The organism is Vibrio sp. SCSIO 43097, from assembly GCF_023650755.1.
Classification (GTDB): domain Bacteria; phylum Pseudomonadota; class Gammaproteobacteria; order Enterobacterales; family Vibrionaceae; genus Vibrio; species Vibrio alginolyticus.
On sequence record NZ_CP071841.1, the window covers coordinates 683,348 to 698,380 of the forward strand.

General features: G+C 45.6%; 12 protein-coding genes. All 12 read right to left on the reverse strand.

Annotated features, from left to right (window positions below):
• Window positions 1-68: 68 nt before the first annotated feature.
• Window positions 69-1,247 carry a choline ABC transporter ATP-binding protein gene (choV, locus tag J4N40_RS19455; RefSeq protein WP_017633664.1) on the reverse strand — a complete coding sequence of 393 codons (1,179 nt, stop codon included), beginning with the start codon at window positions 1,245-1,247 and terminating at the stop codon, window positions 69-71.
• A 2-nt stretch (window positions 1,248-1,249) separates the two neighbouring features.
• Window positions 1,250-2,092, reverse strand: a complete 843-nt coding sequence (gene choW, locus J4N40_RS19460) for a choline ABC transporter permease subunit (RefSeq protein ID WP_005392552.1) — start codon at window positions 2,090-2,092, stop codon at window positions 1,250-1,252.
• 77 nt (window positions 2,093-2,169) lie between these two features.
• Entirely contained in the window at window positions 2,170-3,108 is a 939-nt protein-coding gene (locus J4N40_RS19465) for a choline ABC transporter substrate-binding protein (protein WP_005382646.1), read from the reverse strand.
• Between the two features lie 36 nt (window positions 3,109-3,144).
• Window positions 3,145-4,860, reverse strand: coding sequence for a choline dehydrogenase (betA, locus tag J4N40_RS19470; protein ID WP_005373209.1), 1,716 nt, complete (start codon window positions 4,858-4,860; stop codon window positions 3,145-3,147).
• A gap of 180 nt (window positions 4,861-5,040) precedes the next feature.
• A complete protein-coding gene (betB, locus tag J4N40_RS19475) occupies window positions 5,041-6,501 on the reverse strand; it encodes a betaine-aldehyde dehydrogenase (RefSeq protein WP_064354705.1) in 1,461 nt (486 codons plus the stop codon).
• A gap of 18 nt (window positions 6,502-6,519) precedes the next feature.
• Window positions 6,520-7,119: a transcriptional regulator BetI gene (gene betI, locus J4N40_RS19480; RefSeq protein WP_017820329.1), complete on the reverse strand. Its 600-nt coding sequence runs from the start codon at window positions 7,117-7,119 to the stop codon at window positions 6,520-6,522.
• A gap of 605 nt (window positions 7,120-7,724) precedes the next feature.
• Complete coding sequence (locus J4N40_RS19485; RefSeq protein WP_372081377.1) at window positions 7,725-9,746, reverse strand: diguanylate cyclase; 2,022 nt, start codon at window positions 9,744-9,746, stop codon at window positions 7,725-7,727.
• 463 nt (window positions 9,747-10,209) lie between these two features.
• Entirely contained in the window at window positions 10,210-10,968 is a 759-nt protein-coding gene (locus tag J4N40_RS19490; protein WP_033906450.1) for an SDR family oxidoreductase, read from the reverse strand.
• A gap of 9 nt (window positions 10,969-10,977) precedes the next feature.
• Window positions 10,978-11,874, reverse strand: coding sequence for a 3-hydroxyisobutyrate dehydrogenase (gene mmsB, locus J4N40_RS19495; protein WP_033906449.1), 897 nt, complete (start codon window positions 11,872-11,874; stop codon window positions 10,978-10,980).
• A 19-nt stretch (window positions 11,875-11,893) separates the two neighbouring features.
• Complete coding sequence (locus J4N40_RS19500; RefSeq protein WP_033906448.1) at window positions 11,894-13,024, reverse strand: enoyl-CoA hydratase/isomerase family protein; 1,131 nt, start codon at window positions 13,022-13,024, stop codon at window positions 11,894-11,896.
• A 10-nt stretch (window positions 13,025-13,034) separates the two neighbouring features.
• The gene (locus J4N40_RS19505) at window positions 13,035-13,811 is read right to left on the reverse strand and encodes an enoyl-CoA hydratase (RefSeq protein WP_213891419.1); all 777 of its coding nucleotides are present in this window, start codon (window positions 13,809-13,811) and stop codon (window positions 13,035-13,037) included.
• A gap of 49 nt (window positions 13,812-13,860) precedes the next feature.
• Entirely contained in the window at window positions 13,861-15,015 is a 1,155-nt protein-coding gene (locus tag J4N40_RS19510; protein WP_006741037.1) for an acyl-CoA dehydrogenase family protein, read from the reverse strand.
• Window positions 15,016-15,033 lie beyond the last annotated feature (18 nt).

The following is a 15,033-nucleotide window of genomic DNA, read 5'->3' on the forward strand; positions in this document are numbered from 1 at the left end:
ACTCATTGTTTAAACTAAAAAGAGCCGCATTAATGTGCGGCTCTTTTTTACTTGGTTCTGCGTCAACGTTACGCAACTTGCTCTGACTTAAAATTACCAAGCAATGCATCGTAAAGCTCATTGTCGCTTAACACACCAACCAGCTTATTATCTTCAACCATAAGCAGAGGCTGATTGCTGCGCTGTTTAAGTTCAATCGCTTCTCGCATACTGATTTCTGGGCTAACCTGAACCAGAGAGTTTTCATTAACTTCATCAAGGTTCGAAGAATCGCTCTTCCATTGAATCAACGATTTACCTTTATCCGCTAAACTTAACCCCTTGCTCTCTTGTATCACCCAAATATCTTTATCAGGGCAAATCAGAACACGCGTATCTTCGCGAACCAAATCGTCACGCATTAAGGAACGTCCCTTCAGCACATTTAATGGATTAGTGTGAGCAACAAAGTCCGCCACATAATCGTTTTCTGGAGCAAGAATGATCTGTTCTGGCTTGCCATGTTGAATCAGCTTTCCTGATTCCATAATGGCGATGTTGTTGCCGATTTTAAGCGCCTCATCCAAGTCGTGACTCACAAAAAGAATGGTTTTGTTTAGCTTTTCTTGCAGCAGAATCAATTCATCTTGAAGCTGAGCACGAATCAATGGGTCAAGCGCTGAAAACGGCTCATCCATTAACAAGATATCTGTGTCCATCGCGAACGCTCGCGCTAGGCCAACACGCTGCTGCATACCACCAGAGAGCTCGTGCGGGAATTTCGTTTCCCACTCAGACAAACCGACCATTTCGAGCTGTTCACGCGCTTTTTTACGGCGCTCAGCTTTACCAATGCCTTGCATCTCTAGACCAAACGCTACATTGTCTAACACCGTTAACCATGGCATCAATGCAAACTTCTGAAACACCATGGACACGCGGTGCGTACGAAGGTGGCGCAGCTTCTGTTCGTCACAGTTAGAGAGCTCAACCATATCGTCGCCATCTTTGATTTTCAGAGAGCCACGAGAGATATCGTTCAATCCGTTAACCGTTCGCAGCAAACTTGATTTACCCGAGCCCGAAAGCCCCATCAAGACACAGATCTCACCCTGTTTCACGTTCAGCGAAACATTATCAACCCCAACCACTTGGCCAGTTTCATCAATGATTTCTTGTCGAGACTTCCCTTGATCTAGTAGTGCTAGCGCCTGTGCTTGTTGCTGACCAAAAACGACATCAAGATTTTTAATAGTAATAGCGTCCATGATTATGCCTCCTTCTGGTTTGGTGCTTTACACAAGCGATCAAGAATGATGGCAACGAGTACAATCGCTAAACCCGCTTCAAAACCTTGTGAAATGTTTACCGTATTCAGTGCACGTACGACTGGCTTACCAAGCCCATCAGCACCAACAAGCGCCGCAATGACAACCATAGACAAAGACAACATAATACATTGCGTAACACCGGCCATAATACTTGGTAATGCCGCAGGCAACTCCACCTTAAACAGCAACTTCATGCGGCTGGCACCAAATGCTTTACCCGCTTCAAGTAGCTCCTCCGGAACTTTAATAATGCCGAGGTACGTCAATCGAATTGGCGCAGCGATAGCGAAAATGATGGTCGAGATTAGACCAGGGACAATACCTAAGCCAAACAGAACCAAGGTTGGAATTAGGTAAACGAATGTCGGTACGGTCTGCATCAAATCGAGTATTGGCCGCAACAAGGTGTATAACCAAGGACGGTGCGCCGCCATAATGCCCAACGGCACGCCAATTAATACGGAAATCGTTGTCGCTGCAAACACAAGGACAAAGGTTTCCAGCATTTCTTGCCAGTAACCAAGGTTGAGAATTGCGAGTAAGGCCAACACGATAAATACGACAAGAGGAATGCTGCGATGTAAGAACCAAGCAATTGCCGCCGTCATAATGATTGGCGCTGCAGGTGGCATCCATTTAAAAATGTCCACCACGAAAAGAATGATCGTTTCAAGTGTAATAGAGATTGCATCGAAAAAACCCGATGCATTGATGGTTAACCAATCGACGCCAGTTTCCATCCATTGGCCCAACGGTAGTTTGTTGTCCGTAATAAAATTCAAAATAAAACCTTTGTGTTAATGAAGCGGGCAAAACTCTGCCCACTTTCTTTTAAAAAAACGAGCTCAAATACTGCTTATTAAGCGTTTGTTTTTAAGTAGTTTGTAATAGCTGTTAGCGCATCTTGGCCATCTACCGTTTTCACGCCCTCTAGCCACGCTTCAATTTGCTCTTGGTTTGCATTCAACCATGCTTGCGCTGCTTTTGATGGCTTCTGTTTCTGGTTAAGAATCGCTTCCATCAGTTCATTTTCCATTTCTAGGTTAAACTCTAGATTTTTCACTAGCTGACCTACATTTGGACACTCAGCGAGGTAATTTTTACGTACGTTTGTGTAGACGTTCGCGCCGCCGTAGTTAGGACCGAAGAAGTCATCACCACCCGCTAGATATTCCATTTCAACGTTACTATTCATTGGGTGCGGCGCCCAACCTAGGTACACAATCCATTGATTGCGGCGTGCGGCACGTGATACTTGAGACACCATGCCAGCTTCACTGGACTCAACTAGGCTGAAATCTTTTAGGCCGAATGCGTTGCTATCAATCATTGACTGAATTAAGCGGTTGCCATCGTTTCCTGGTTCAATGCCGTAAATGCGGTCTTTAAATTTGTCGGCATGTTTTACTAGGTCAGCGAAGTTGGTTACGCCTGCGTCATAAACGTATTTTGGAACCGCTAGCGTGTACTTTGCGCCAACGAGGTTCGCGCGTACGGTTTCAACAGTACCTGCATCACGGTATTTCGCGATATCACCTTCCATCGTTGGCATCCAGTTACCTAAGAAAATGTCGATATCGCCATTAGCCATAGAGGAGTAAGTTACAGGCACAGACAGAAGATCAGTCTTCGTTTTGTACCCCAACCCTTTAAGTAACTCTGATGTAACGGCAGTGGTCGCAGTGATGTCAGTCCAACCTACATCTGCGAAACGAACCGTTTCACATTGGTTGGCGTAAGCGCCTGTTGCTAAAGTACTTAGTGCAATTGTTGAGAAGATTTTTGTCATCTTAGACATGTTGAATTCCTTGTAATGATTACTGACTTTTTCATTTTATGAGATCGAATCGAGATCTCTTTTTGGCGGATGCATTCGTTGCATCTCTTGCCAGTCCGGTGCAATCCAAACTGGTACGTTGTTCGACGTTTCTAGGGCGTTATCCAAAATCATATCCGCGGCGCGTTCTGCCACCATAATCGTTGGCGCATTTAAATTACCGTTCGGAATGGTTGGGAAAATAGAAGAGTCCACCACACGCAAGCCTTGAATACCGCGTACTTGGCATCGCTCATTTAAGACGGCTAATGGGTCATTATCTGCGCCCATTTTGCAGGTACAAGATGGATGGTAAGCACTCTCGACGTTTTGCTTCACCCATTCATCAATCTGTTCATCCGTTGTGATGTTCAGACCGGGTTGGATCTCGTCCCCACGAAACTCATCCATGGCTGGCTGATTGAGGATCTCGCGAGTAAGGCGAATACAATCACGCCAATCCTGCTTATCTTGTTCAGTGGAAATGTAGTTAAACTCAATCTTCGGCTTATCATTCGGATTCGCAGAGACAACTTCGACCGACCCGCGACTTTCTGGCTTGTTAGGTCCAACGTGCACTTGGAAACCATGACCATCAAAAGCAGCTTGCCCGTCATAACGCATTGCCGCTGGCAAGAAGTGATATTGAATATTTGGCCACTTTAGCCCTTCTCGAGAGCGGATAAATGCACACGATTCAAAGTGGTTAGTCGCACCAAGGCCTTTGCGAGTTAATATCCACTCAGTGCCAATCAAGCCCTTGCTCACCAAACCTAATTTGCTGTTGAGCGTGATAGGTTGTTTACAGTGATATTGGAAGTACACTTCTAAGTGATCTTGCAGGTTTTTACCTACTCCCTCCAACGAGTGTTTCACCTCAATGCCCGCTTTTTCTAATACTGCCTTAGGGCCAATGCCTGAAAGCTGCAACAGCTGAACGGAGCCAACCGAACCCGCACTCGAAATCACTTCATTATTCGCAAAACATTGCTGAATTGAACCTGACTTTTCAAATTCAACGCCTACCGCTTTCTTTCCTTCTGCACCAGTTTCTTCTAATAAAACTCGATGAACCGTCACCCTCTTCATTAGGGTGAAGTTTTTGCGTTTTTTAGCACGGCTTAAGTATGCATTAGAGGTCGAAGCGCGTACGCCTTTGTCGACGGTCATATGCATTGGGCCAAAGCCCTCTTGCTGATAACCGTTGTAATCTTTTGTTTCTGGGTAGCCAGCTTCTTTGCCTGCATCAATAAAAGCTTGGTACAGCGGGTTGAGCTTCATATCGTTGCCGTTACATGTGCCGACTGGACCGTGATCACCCCGATATTCATCAGCACCACCAATCCAAGACTCTGCTTTACGGAAATAAGGCAAACACGACTGATAATTCCAGCCTTTCGCGCCTTCCTCTTCCCACTGGTCAAAGTCACAAGCGTGTCCGCGAACGTAAACCATGCCGTTGATAGATGAGCTACCGCCCAGAACTTTTCCGCGAGGACAATGAAGTTGGCGACCATCCAACCCTTGCTCTTCAACCGTCTCAAACTGCCACGCGTATTTTTCAGTGTTCATCGGGTAAGAAAGCGCTGTTGGCATTTGGATAAAAATACTTTTATCCGACCCACCCGCTTCGAGTAATAGGACCGAATTTTGACCACTTTCACTTAAGCGATCCGCTAACACACAGCCGGCCGAACCCGCACCGACGATGATGTAATCGTAGTGTTGTTGCATTTTTATTCTCCTAGGAGTTAATACTCATCACCGTAGATAAGTGAACGAAATTAGCGTAGGAAAAATGCTTGAGAACAAGGCGGAAATTTTGATAAGTAGTTAACCTACAATCAAAATTGACAACGTAGTTATCGAGCATTTTAACAAGCTAAAGTGGTCAGTTATCTACTATGAGTAGTATCATTTGTAAGGGCTTTCGAAGTCGCTTAGCTGAACCAGAACACTCTTCGTTTGTGTGTAATGTTTAAGGGTTTCGACTCCGTTTTCACGGCCAACACCTGATTGCTTGTAGCCGCCAACTGGCATTTCCGCAGGTGAGTCACCCCATGTGTTCACCCAACAAATACCCGCTTGAACTTGATGGATCACACGGTGCGCACGAGATAGGTTTTGAGTAAATACACCTGCCGCTAAGCCATAATCGGTGCCATTTGCACGCGCAATCACTTCCGACTCATCGCGGAATTTCAGAACTGACATTACCGGGCCAAAGATTTCTTGTTGAACGTGGCTCATGTCATCATCGCAATCGACAAATACGGTTGGAGCAACAAAGTTACCATTAGCTAGGCCATTGTCTGTTACTTTGTAGCCGCCAGTCAGTAACGTCGCGCCACTCGCTTTCGCGGCTTCAATCGCTCCTAGAACTTTCGATTCATGATCTTTAGAGATTAGCGCGCCAATTTGCGTGTTCTCATCAAGCGGATCGCCGACGACTAACAACTCGGTTCGGGCTTTAAGCTGTGCGATAAAGTCGTCATAAATACCTTCATGGACAAATACACGTGTACCGTGCGTACAAACCTCACCTTGGGTGTAGAAGTTCGCCACCATGGCCGCAGAAACGGCATCGTTTAACTTCGCATCATCAAAAATAATCAGTGGAGACTTACCACCAAGCTCCATCGTTACTTGTTTTAGTGTCTTAGCGCTGTCACTCATGACGACTTTACCGGTGCCTGACTCACCTGTGAATGACACTTTTGCGATATCAGGATGCGCCGTTAGCATCTGTCCTACTCGGTAATCCCCTTGCACGACATTAAATACGCCATCTGGCATGCCCGCTTCTGAATAAATTTCGGCGAGCTTAAGCGCCGTTAATGGTGTTTCTTCTGATGGCTTGAAGATCATTGCGTTGCCCGCAGCCAGTGCTGGCGCCGATTTCCACATCGCAATTTGAATTGGATAATTCCAAGCGCCAATACCCGCGCAAATGCCCAATGGCTCACGACGTGTATAGAAAAACTGGTCGTCGCTGAGTGGCTGCTGTTCACCTTGTAGACTTGGAGCAAGGCCAGCGTAGTACTCAAGAACATCGGCACCTGTTGTGACATCAACCGCGATAGCTTCTTGAATGGGCTTACCAGTATCTGCCACTTCCAATGCAGCCAACTCGTCATTACGCTCACGTAAAATGGCAACGGCTTTGTGTAAAATACGGCTGCGCTCAATCGCAGTCATCGCCGACCATGCAGCAAAACCTTTTTTTGCCGATTCAATCGCTGCTTGAAGATCGTCTTGGTTCGCTTGTTTAATGTTGGCCAATGGCTCACCATTCGCCGGATTGTAAGTGGTGAAGTGTTCATCTGAACACCCGTCGTACATCGCACCATTGATATAGTGTGCTTTCATTTCCATTTTGAAGACCTGTAACTTTTATATTTTTTCAGAATAAAACGTAAGTTGTTTTTCGAGATAATCGTTGATGATGATTCTCGCTCTTTCTGCATCAATGCCTTGCGGGTTGAGCGTTCCGCGCAGCCAAATTCCATCAATAAGTGATGCAATACCATGAGCAACCAATTCAGCCTGCTCTGCATTTAATAATGCTTTGAGTTCTTTTCTTAGGTGGGACAATAGACGTCGTTCGTTGACACGCTGTAAACGCTTGAGCTGCTCGTCATGCATTGAGTACGACCAAAACGCCAGCCAAGTCTTAGCAACTTGGTTTTCTGCCTGATAGCCGACAAAGTTACCGTCAATGATTGCATTAATTCTTTGGTGATGAGCATCACTTGGCAGCTCACGTAACTTCTGTGTGATAGTGGACGAAAGCTGACGCAAGATTTCTCGCATCGTTTCCTCCAGCAATCCGTGCTTACCACCGAAATAGTGGTTGATAATCCCCGTTGATACACCGGCTTCTTTGCTGATTAACGAAATACTCGCCGCGTGTAAACCGACTCTATCAATCACTGACATTGTCGCTTTCACAAGCTGCGGTTTTCTGATTTCAGGCATCCCCACCTTTGGCATTTTGCGTCCCTGTTATTTTTAATTGAACGGTTAGTTAAATATAAAATGCCTGAAAATTAATTCGAACTCAAATTATTTTTAAAGAAAAATGTTAGTAAAAAAGGATGAAAAGTTGAGGGTGTACGAAAAATCGCTCGGTAAGAACTTGTCGGGATAACTAGATTTTAGTTTAAGAACAAACAAACAAGAAAAACAAAATCAAATACTTAACTCTTACTCTATTTTTAAAACGATTATGAACGAGTTGATTTTTGAACAACAAAAATCTGTGCCACAAAAAATTTATATCGACCACTAATCATTTCACCTGTACACGGTTTATTTGTACAAAGAATAGACACACTAGTTTGTTATAGTTTTGTAGACACAAGTGGCATTCGCACTTTGAAGGTGAAGAAGGCAAAGAGAGAGGTTATATTGAACGCCATGAATATGCGATTCGATATCCTTAAGCCATTTTTAAGTAATATCGCCAAGTGACTTTAAGATGTTAGATTCAGCGTTTTATATTCGAAGCAAGGATCTCAAAGTCACTTGGCTATCAAAGTAAATGGGAGGGATAAGTTCAGATTCATCGTGCGATGAGCCTGAACTCTTGATTTCTGTTACGCTAGCGAGCGACCTTTCACGCAGTTGCGTCCGTTCGCTTTCGCTTGATAAAGCAATTTATCGGCCTGATCGCAAAGTGATTTAAAACTCATCTCATTATCTTCAGTGGTAACGACTCCAAAACTACAGGTCACTCTCACTTCTTCTTTCTGTTCCGTAACAAAGCCATGTAGGGATAAAGCGCTACGTAAACGTTCTGCAGTAATAAGGGCGTTTTTATGGTCTGTATTGGGCATAACAACAACAAACTCTTCCCCACCAAAGCGAGCAACAATGTCGTTCTCACGTACAGTTTCCTCCAACACTTTGGCAACGCCCGTTAGTACGGTATCTCCAAACACATGCCCATAGGTATCATTTACCTGCTTGAAATAATCCACATCGATTAACGCTAAAGTTACTGGCCCCGATTGTGGTTTATTTGGCACCATTTTCTGTTTATCGAGTTTGCTATCTACCCATTTATTTAAAGCTAGATAACCGTACTTAACTTGCTCGACTTGCTCATAAACAAAGTGTTGTATCTTTTCTTGCTTAGATTGAGGTACCGGTTTCTCTTTTCGCTCACGCCTCACTTCTACTGGCTTAGTGAACCAGTCCTCTAAAAAACGGCGATTGAACAACCCTGTCAATGTGTCTGTCTTTGCGAGGCGACGCATTCTCAAACGCGAGCGATTGACGACGAGAAATACTACCGCCATCAAAAATAGAACACCGATGAGCGCAAGTAGCGCTTCACCTAATAAGTAAAAAGTACGACGGTTATTTTCTAGCTCCATACGCTGCAAAACATTGTTCCAGTTGAGATCTTCGTTCTCATATTCAAGTCGTTCCAACTCAAATAACGTCTGCTGGCGCTCAAGATTTTCAACTTCTCTTTGATTGCTAAATTGGATAAATTTATCGTGATAGTTACCGTAAGTTTCGAATGCTAGTTTAAAGTCATTGCTTCCCGCATAGGCCATAGCGGCGACTTTTAGTAGCTCCATTTGCTGTTGCTTGACGTATCGACTCTCTATAATCTCCGGCAGCATTGGCGCGATCATCGCTAAAAGTATTTCAAATTGCTGCTGCTCTAACATATATTCGGCTTGTAACAACTTAAATGTTGCCAAATACGCGCTAGACGTTTCTCTGTACTGTAAATTCTCCGCCAGCTTCAAGTGGTTAACCATCTTCTTTTCTTGATTCGTCTCACGATATAAAGCTGCAAGTTCAAGGTTAACTCGAAATCTAAAGCGTCCATCACCGATAATTTGAGCCAGCTTTAACGCTCGCTGATATGACGCTATCGCCTCTTCGTATTGGAACTGTGCTTTATGAAGTTTCGCTATCGTCAAAACGCTCAACAACTCATTGAACGACATACGCCTATCCCTAAAATAGCGATATGCTTGTTCCAAAAGCGCCTCAGATCGGTCGTAACCCTGAATTTTGACAAGTACGTCACCTAGCTCTAGTGCTGCACGTTCGACCAGCCCGTGAACACCTGAAGATTCAGCCGCATCCATGGACGACATAAGTGCAGCATAAGATTTTTTAAACTCACCTTGCTCATCGTAATAGCGTCCTTTTAGCAACAGGATTTCTGATTCAAGTTGCTTATCACCATTCTCACGCGATGTTTCCAACAAGCTATCCAACGCAGAAAGCGCGGTATCGATATCGCTCTTTCCAACCATAGTTCGCATCTGAATCAACTTAAACAGGAGATACTCATGGCTCTGTGGACGCACAAGCTCCAATCCTTTTTGAACGACACTCTGACTCTCTTCTACGCGCCCTAGCAGCTCTAAAACCGTGGCCTTGGCAAGCCAGTAACGCACCAACAGCGCTGTTGGTTGGTTTTGTAGCAAAGACTCTTCTTCTAACGCTTCAATCAAAGCTAAAGAACTCTGAGGTAATGCGTAAATTTGATTTTCGATGCCTTCTAACGACTGTAAAAACTTACCTTCCTGTTCCACCTTTTCTGTGGAGGCCTGAACAGAAAAACACAGACACCCCAATAATAGCGGCATCGTCCTAAGCGAATGAAATAGTGACATTATTGCTCTTCCCTAATGGGTAGTTACTTCAGTGTAATTGAGAATTCTGATTATTTATTATTAAGACAACTGAAGGTTATTCAGTCAGCCTCATATTCCCATGTATTTTGCGCTGAATAATAAATCACCATCTTTAGATGCCGAAATAGTTTTCGGTCACAATACAACCAATGAGAGTGTTTTTTACACACCAAGAATAATGATCTCGTTAGTGAGACAAAAGATCGTCTTAGTTGTGAGTTGATACATTTACATGACAAGCAATATAGAACTAACCATTCACATTAGAAATAGAATCAATTTTTATACCGTTCGATGAGATAGCAGTCGACCATGCATCCAATACATTTTTCAGATAGAAGCAATAAAAGAAAGAAGAAAGTGGAAGGAAGCGGACAATCAAACTCGCTCCCCTTTTTTTATGTTGCAGAGGGGGTTACATTCGCATTCCGCCATCGACTTCGAACACTCGTCCGGTCACGAATTCGTTGGTTAACACGTATTTTATGGTCGATGAAATTTCATCCGCCAAACCTAAACGTCCAACCGGAATCATTCCGATTAAACGTTCCATCGCTTCAGGTTTTATTTGGTCTGTCATGGCAGTTTTGATGACACCCGGAGCAATCGCCACTGAGCGAATTCCGAAACGCCCTAACTCTTTCGCCCACACCGTTGCCATGGTGGCTACCGCCGCTTTAGATGCTGAATAGTTGGTTTGACCAATATTCCCGGCACGCGCAACGCTGGATATGTTGATCAGAACCCCTTTGCTATCGGTGTTCAGCATTACCTTGCTCGCTTCACGGCCACACAGGAAAGTGCCTGTTACATTCACATCTAGAACAGACTGAAATTGTTCCAGCGACATCGTGTTAACCTGACCATCTTTGACTTTAATGAACATACCATCACGCATAATACCTGCGTTATTGATAACGCCATTGAGCTGCTTGAAATCTGCCTCAATTTGCTCAAAAGCAGTGCACACCTGCTGTTCGTCAGTCACGTTCGTCACATAAAAACGAGCGGTAACGCCGAGAGATTCACATTCCGCTTTCGTTTCAGCCAGTTGCTCTGAATTGAGGTCGATAAGCGCAAGATGAACGCCATTTTCCGCCAGTGACAGTGCCATTTGTTTACCCAGCCCCTGCCCTGCCCCCGTGATCGCAATGACCTTATTTGCTAACTCCATAAGCGCTCCTTAGGCCTGATTTTGCTTTTGGTAGAACTCAAACAAGCTTGAAAAATCTTTTTGCCCGTTGCCCTGACCGTTGTGAAAATTAAACAGATTACGAGCCAAGCTGCCCATTGGCGTTGATGTTTGACTGGCAACCGCCGCTTCCATCGCAAGACCCAGATCTTTAGCCATTAACTGGCTCATAAAGCCGCCTTGATAACCATTGCTTGCAGGCGTATTTTCCATCACACCTGGACAAGGGTTATAAAGCTCTAGCGCCCAGTTACGCCCTGAACTTTGCAACATGATGTCGGAAAGCACTTTGGGATCGAGTCCGTTTTCCATCCCTAAATTTAGTGCTTCACAGGTGCCGCTCATCAAAATGCCCAACATCATGTTATTGCAGATCTTCGCGACCTGACCAGCTCCAACATCGCCCGCATGGAAGATGTTTTTACCCATGTGGCTAAGCACCGCTTTGGCTTGAACAAAGTTCTCTTGCGAGCCGCCAACAATGAAAGTTAACGTACCTGCTGCTGCGCCCGCAACGCCACCAGATACTGGTGCATCAACAAAACTTATACCAAGTTGCGATGCTTTTTCGCCAACCAAACGAGCAGTCGCAGGATCGATGGTGGATGAATCAATCAGCAAGGTGCCTGATTCGACGCTATCTAATATGCCATCTTGACCAAGATAAACGCTTTGAACGTGTTGGCTCGCTGGCAGCATAGTGACAACCACATCAACACCTTGTACTGCCTGCTGAACGGAATCGGCACTTGAAGCGCCCAATGCGGTCAACTCCTCAACTGCGTTTGGGTTCAAATCAAATACTTCGACGTTCAAGCCCGCTTTAAGTAGATTCTTAGCCATAGGCGCACCCATGTTACCAAGGCCAATAAATGCAATTTTGTCCATATCGTATTTCTTCCTTGTACTAAAGTGCCGCTATAGCTACCGACGATGCGGTCAGTGGGTATTCTGCTGAGTCAATTGGCGAGAAGAAGCGCTCCAAAACTTGTGGCGTTACGTCAGAAACCGTGCGATGTTGCCAAGTCGGTTGATTGGTTTTATCAATAATCAGCGCACGAACCCCTTCTCTAAAATCACCTTCTAAGCCACAACGTAGTGTTAGGTTAAATTCCATATCAAAACACGCTTTCAAAGAGAGGTTTTGATACTGCGTTAACTGCTGATAAGTGATACTGAGCGACAACGGACTGCCATAGTTCAGTGACTTCTGCGCATTGACGAACCACTTGTTATCAACGTTAGCACGGCTGATTGCATCAACAATTGACGCTAAGTCACCCGAACATAACTGCTCAATCAATTCCGCATAGGGCATCAACATCCCTTCGGTTGGCTCGTCCACGTGTACCGAACGCAGCGTAGTGGCGATTTTTTCGTTGATGTTCGCTTCACCTTTCCAACTTACCGATGCAAGCAGATCCAGCAGCACTTGCTTGTTTTCTGGCTGTGCAATCCATTGGCTTAACCCCAACGCTTTCATATCTGTTGCGTTAATTTGACAAGCCGTCAAACTTAAGAACAGTGCCAAATGTTTTGGCAACTGGTTCAGGAAGTACGTCGCGCCTACATCTGGGTAAAGGCCAATTTTAATCTCTGGCATTGCAAAGCGTGTGGTGGTTTCTGCTACACGATGGCTGGCACCCATAAACAGGCCAACTCCCCCGCCCATCAAATAACCATGTCCCCACGCGATGATCGGTTTTGGATAAGTATGAATAAGATGGTCACAGCGATATTCGAGGTCAAAGAAGGTTTCCATCGCTGAAAACGCAGAATCAAAGTCTTGCTCTTTGTTTTCAAGTGCACGGTAGATCGCTTGAATATCACCACCAGCACAAAACGCTTTTTCACCTTGAGCATGCAAGAATACCGCGATGACGCTGTCGTCCGTTTGCCATTCATTAAGCTGTTTGTACAACTTCTCAATCATCACGTAACTCAACGCGTTGAGAGCTGCTGGGTTATCAAGCTCTAGCACACCAATAACAGAGCCATCAGCGCACTTAAGCTTTGAAACATTTACTGTACCTGTCATTTGGCCTCCGCTAGCTGTTTGTCCATTGTGGCTTGCGCTTTTGCAAAAACGCATTCACACCCTCAGTCTGATCTTGTGTATTGAACAGCTGTAAAAACAGTTCACGCTCCAAAACCAATCCAGCTGCATGAGTTTGGCTGCGTCGACCTTGAATGAGCGTTTTGCACGCAGACACAGATTTCGGTGATTGACCTGCAACACGCTGTGCTAGCTCCATAGCCGCTTCGAGTGCTTGACCTTTCGCCACCACCTCTTCGACTAACCCAATTTTTTCCGCTCGCTCGGCCGTCACACGCTCGCCACACAGGATCATACGCTTCGCCCAACCTTCACCTACCAACGCGGTCAGGTTTTGCGTCCCACCCGCACACGGCAACAAACCTACCGATGCTTCAGGAAGTGCCATTTGTACTTGTTCTTCTGCGATACGAATGTCACACGCCATCGCCACTTCCAGACCGCCGCCCATCGCATAGCCATTAATCGCTGCGATAGAAACCCCATCGAATGCAGACAGCGCTTCAAACGCTTCACCAAATGCGAACGCCATGTCTGCTGCTTGTGATTTATCACCCGATGCAAAGTTATTAAGATCTGCTCCAGCAGAAAAGAACTTCTCGCCTTCGCCTGTTAAAACCAACGCATAAATAGAGCGATCATTGCTAAGTTCAATCGCCAACTCTTTTAGCTGATTCAAAGACTCAAGCGTCCAAGTGTTCGCTGGCGGATTACTAATCGTGAGCTTGGCAATATGCGCTTCGCGCTCTAATTTCATTTGTGCCGTCATAATCTTTCAGTCCTTTTTAATTTCTTTAGGTAAGGCTGTGTCTCGCTGACTAAAGCAGCTCAACGCCTTCCGTTAGTAATCGTCTTGCGACGATCAGACGCATGATTTCGTTGGTACCTTCAAGAATTTGGTGAACACGAACGTCTCGGAAATGGCGCTCGACTGGATATTCTTTGATGTAGCCATAACCACCGTGAATTTGCAGCGCCTGATCGCAGACTTTAAAGCCCACATCAGTAGCAAAGCGTTTTGCCATGGCACAGTACGCACTTTTTTCTGCGTGCTGGGCATCGAGTTTAGCGGCAGCGAGTCGCACCATTTGACGCGCAGCGACCAGCTCAGTCGCCATATCAGCAAGCTTGAACTGCAACGCTTGAAATTGCGCCAGTGAACGGCCGAACTGTTTGCGTTCGTTCATGTATTGCTTGGCTTCGTTCAGTGCTTGTTGCGCAGTACCGACGGAACACGTGGCGATATTGATTCGACCGCCATCCAGACCAAGCATGGCGAACTTAAAGCCTTCTCCCTCTTCACCCAACAGATAGTCAGCCGGAATGCGGACATTTTCGAAGGTAATCATGCGAGTTGGCTGGCAGTTCCAACCCATTTTGGCTTCTTTTTTACCGTAGCTAATGCCTTCGCAATCAGCAGGAACAACGAATGCAGAAACGCCACTCGCTCCTTCACCACAGGAACGCGCCATCACGACTAATACATCTGTATCACCGGCACCCGAGATAAACACTTTTGCGCCATTGAGAACAAACTCATCGCCATCACGCACTGCGCTAGTCGTTAGAGAAGCGGCGTCAGAGCCGGCATTAGGTTCGGTTAAACAGTAGGAAGCGAGCTTTTCACCCGAAATTAGATCCGCGCTAAATTGCTGCGCCACTTCGGCTTTGGCAAAGCTGGTGATCATCCACGTCGCCATGTTGTGAATGGTCATAAACGCAGTAGTCGCGGTACAACCCATAGCCAACTGCTCGAAAATGATCGCCGCATCCAAACGAGATAACCCCAAGCCACCGTGCTCTGGTGGCGTGTAGATACTCAAAAAGCCCAGCTCACCCGCCTGACGCAGTACATCTTTAGGGAAGTGATGGTTTTCATCCCACTCGGCCGCGTGCGGCGCTAACATTTGGTCTGCAAACTGCTTTGCTACTTCGGCAAACGCGAGTTGATCTTCGTTTAATTCAAAATCCATCTTGAAGTCCTAAGGTCT

Bases quoted from the DNA above. Each gene is read 5' to 3' on its own strand.
- choV (WP_017633664.1), bottom strand. From the start codon at position 1,247: ATGGACGCTATTACTATTAAAAATCTTGATGTCGTTTTTGGTCAGCAA.
- J4N40_RS19465 (WP_005382646.1), bottom strand. From the start codon at position 3,108: ATGTCTAAGATGACAAAAATCTTCTCAACAATTGCACTAAGTACTTTA.
- betA (WP_005373209.1), bottom strand. From the start codon at position 4,860: ATGCAACAACACTACGATTACATCATCGTCGGTGCGGGTTCGGCCGGC.
- betB (WP_064354705.1), bottom strand. From the start codon at position 6,501: ATGGAAATGAAAGCACACTATATCAATGGTGCGATGTACGACGGGTGT.
- betI (WP_017820329.1), bottom strand. From the start codon at position 7,119: ATGCCAAAGGTGGGGATGCCTGAAATCAGAAAACCGCAGCTTGTGAAA.
- J4N40_RS19485 (WP_372081377.1), bottom strand. From the start codon at position 9,746: ATGCCGCTATTATTGGGGTGTCTGTGTTTTTCTGTTCAGGCCTCCACA.
- J4N40_RS19490 (WP_033906450.1), bottom strand. From the start codon at position 10,968: ATGGAGTTAGCAAATAAGGTCATTGCGATCACGGGGGCAGGGCAGGGG.
- mmsB (WP_033906449.1), bottom strand. From the start codon at position 11,874: ATGGACAAAATTGCATTTATTGGCCTTGGTAACATGGGTGCGCCTATG.
- J4N40_RS19500 (WP_033906448.1), bottom strand. From the start codon at position 13,024: ATGACAGGTACAGTAAATGTTTCAAAGCTTAAGTGCGCTGATGGCTCT.
- J4N40_RS19505 (WP_213891419.1), bottom strand. From the start codon at position 13,811: ATGACGGCACAAATGAAATTAGAGCGCGAAGCGCATATTGCCAAGCTC.
- J4N40_RS19510 (WP_006741037.1), bottom strand. From the start codon at position 15,015: ATGGATTTTGAATTAAACGAAGATCAACTCGCGTTTGCCGAAGTAGCA.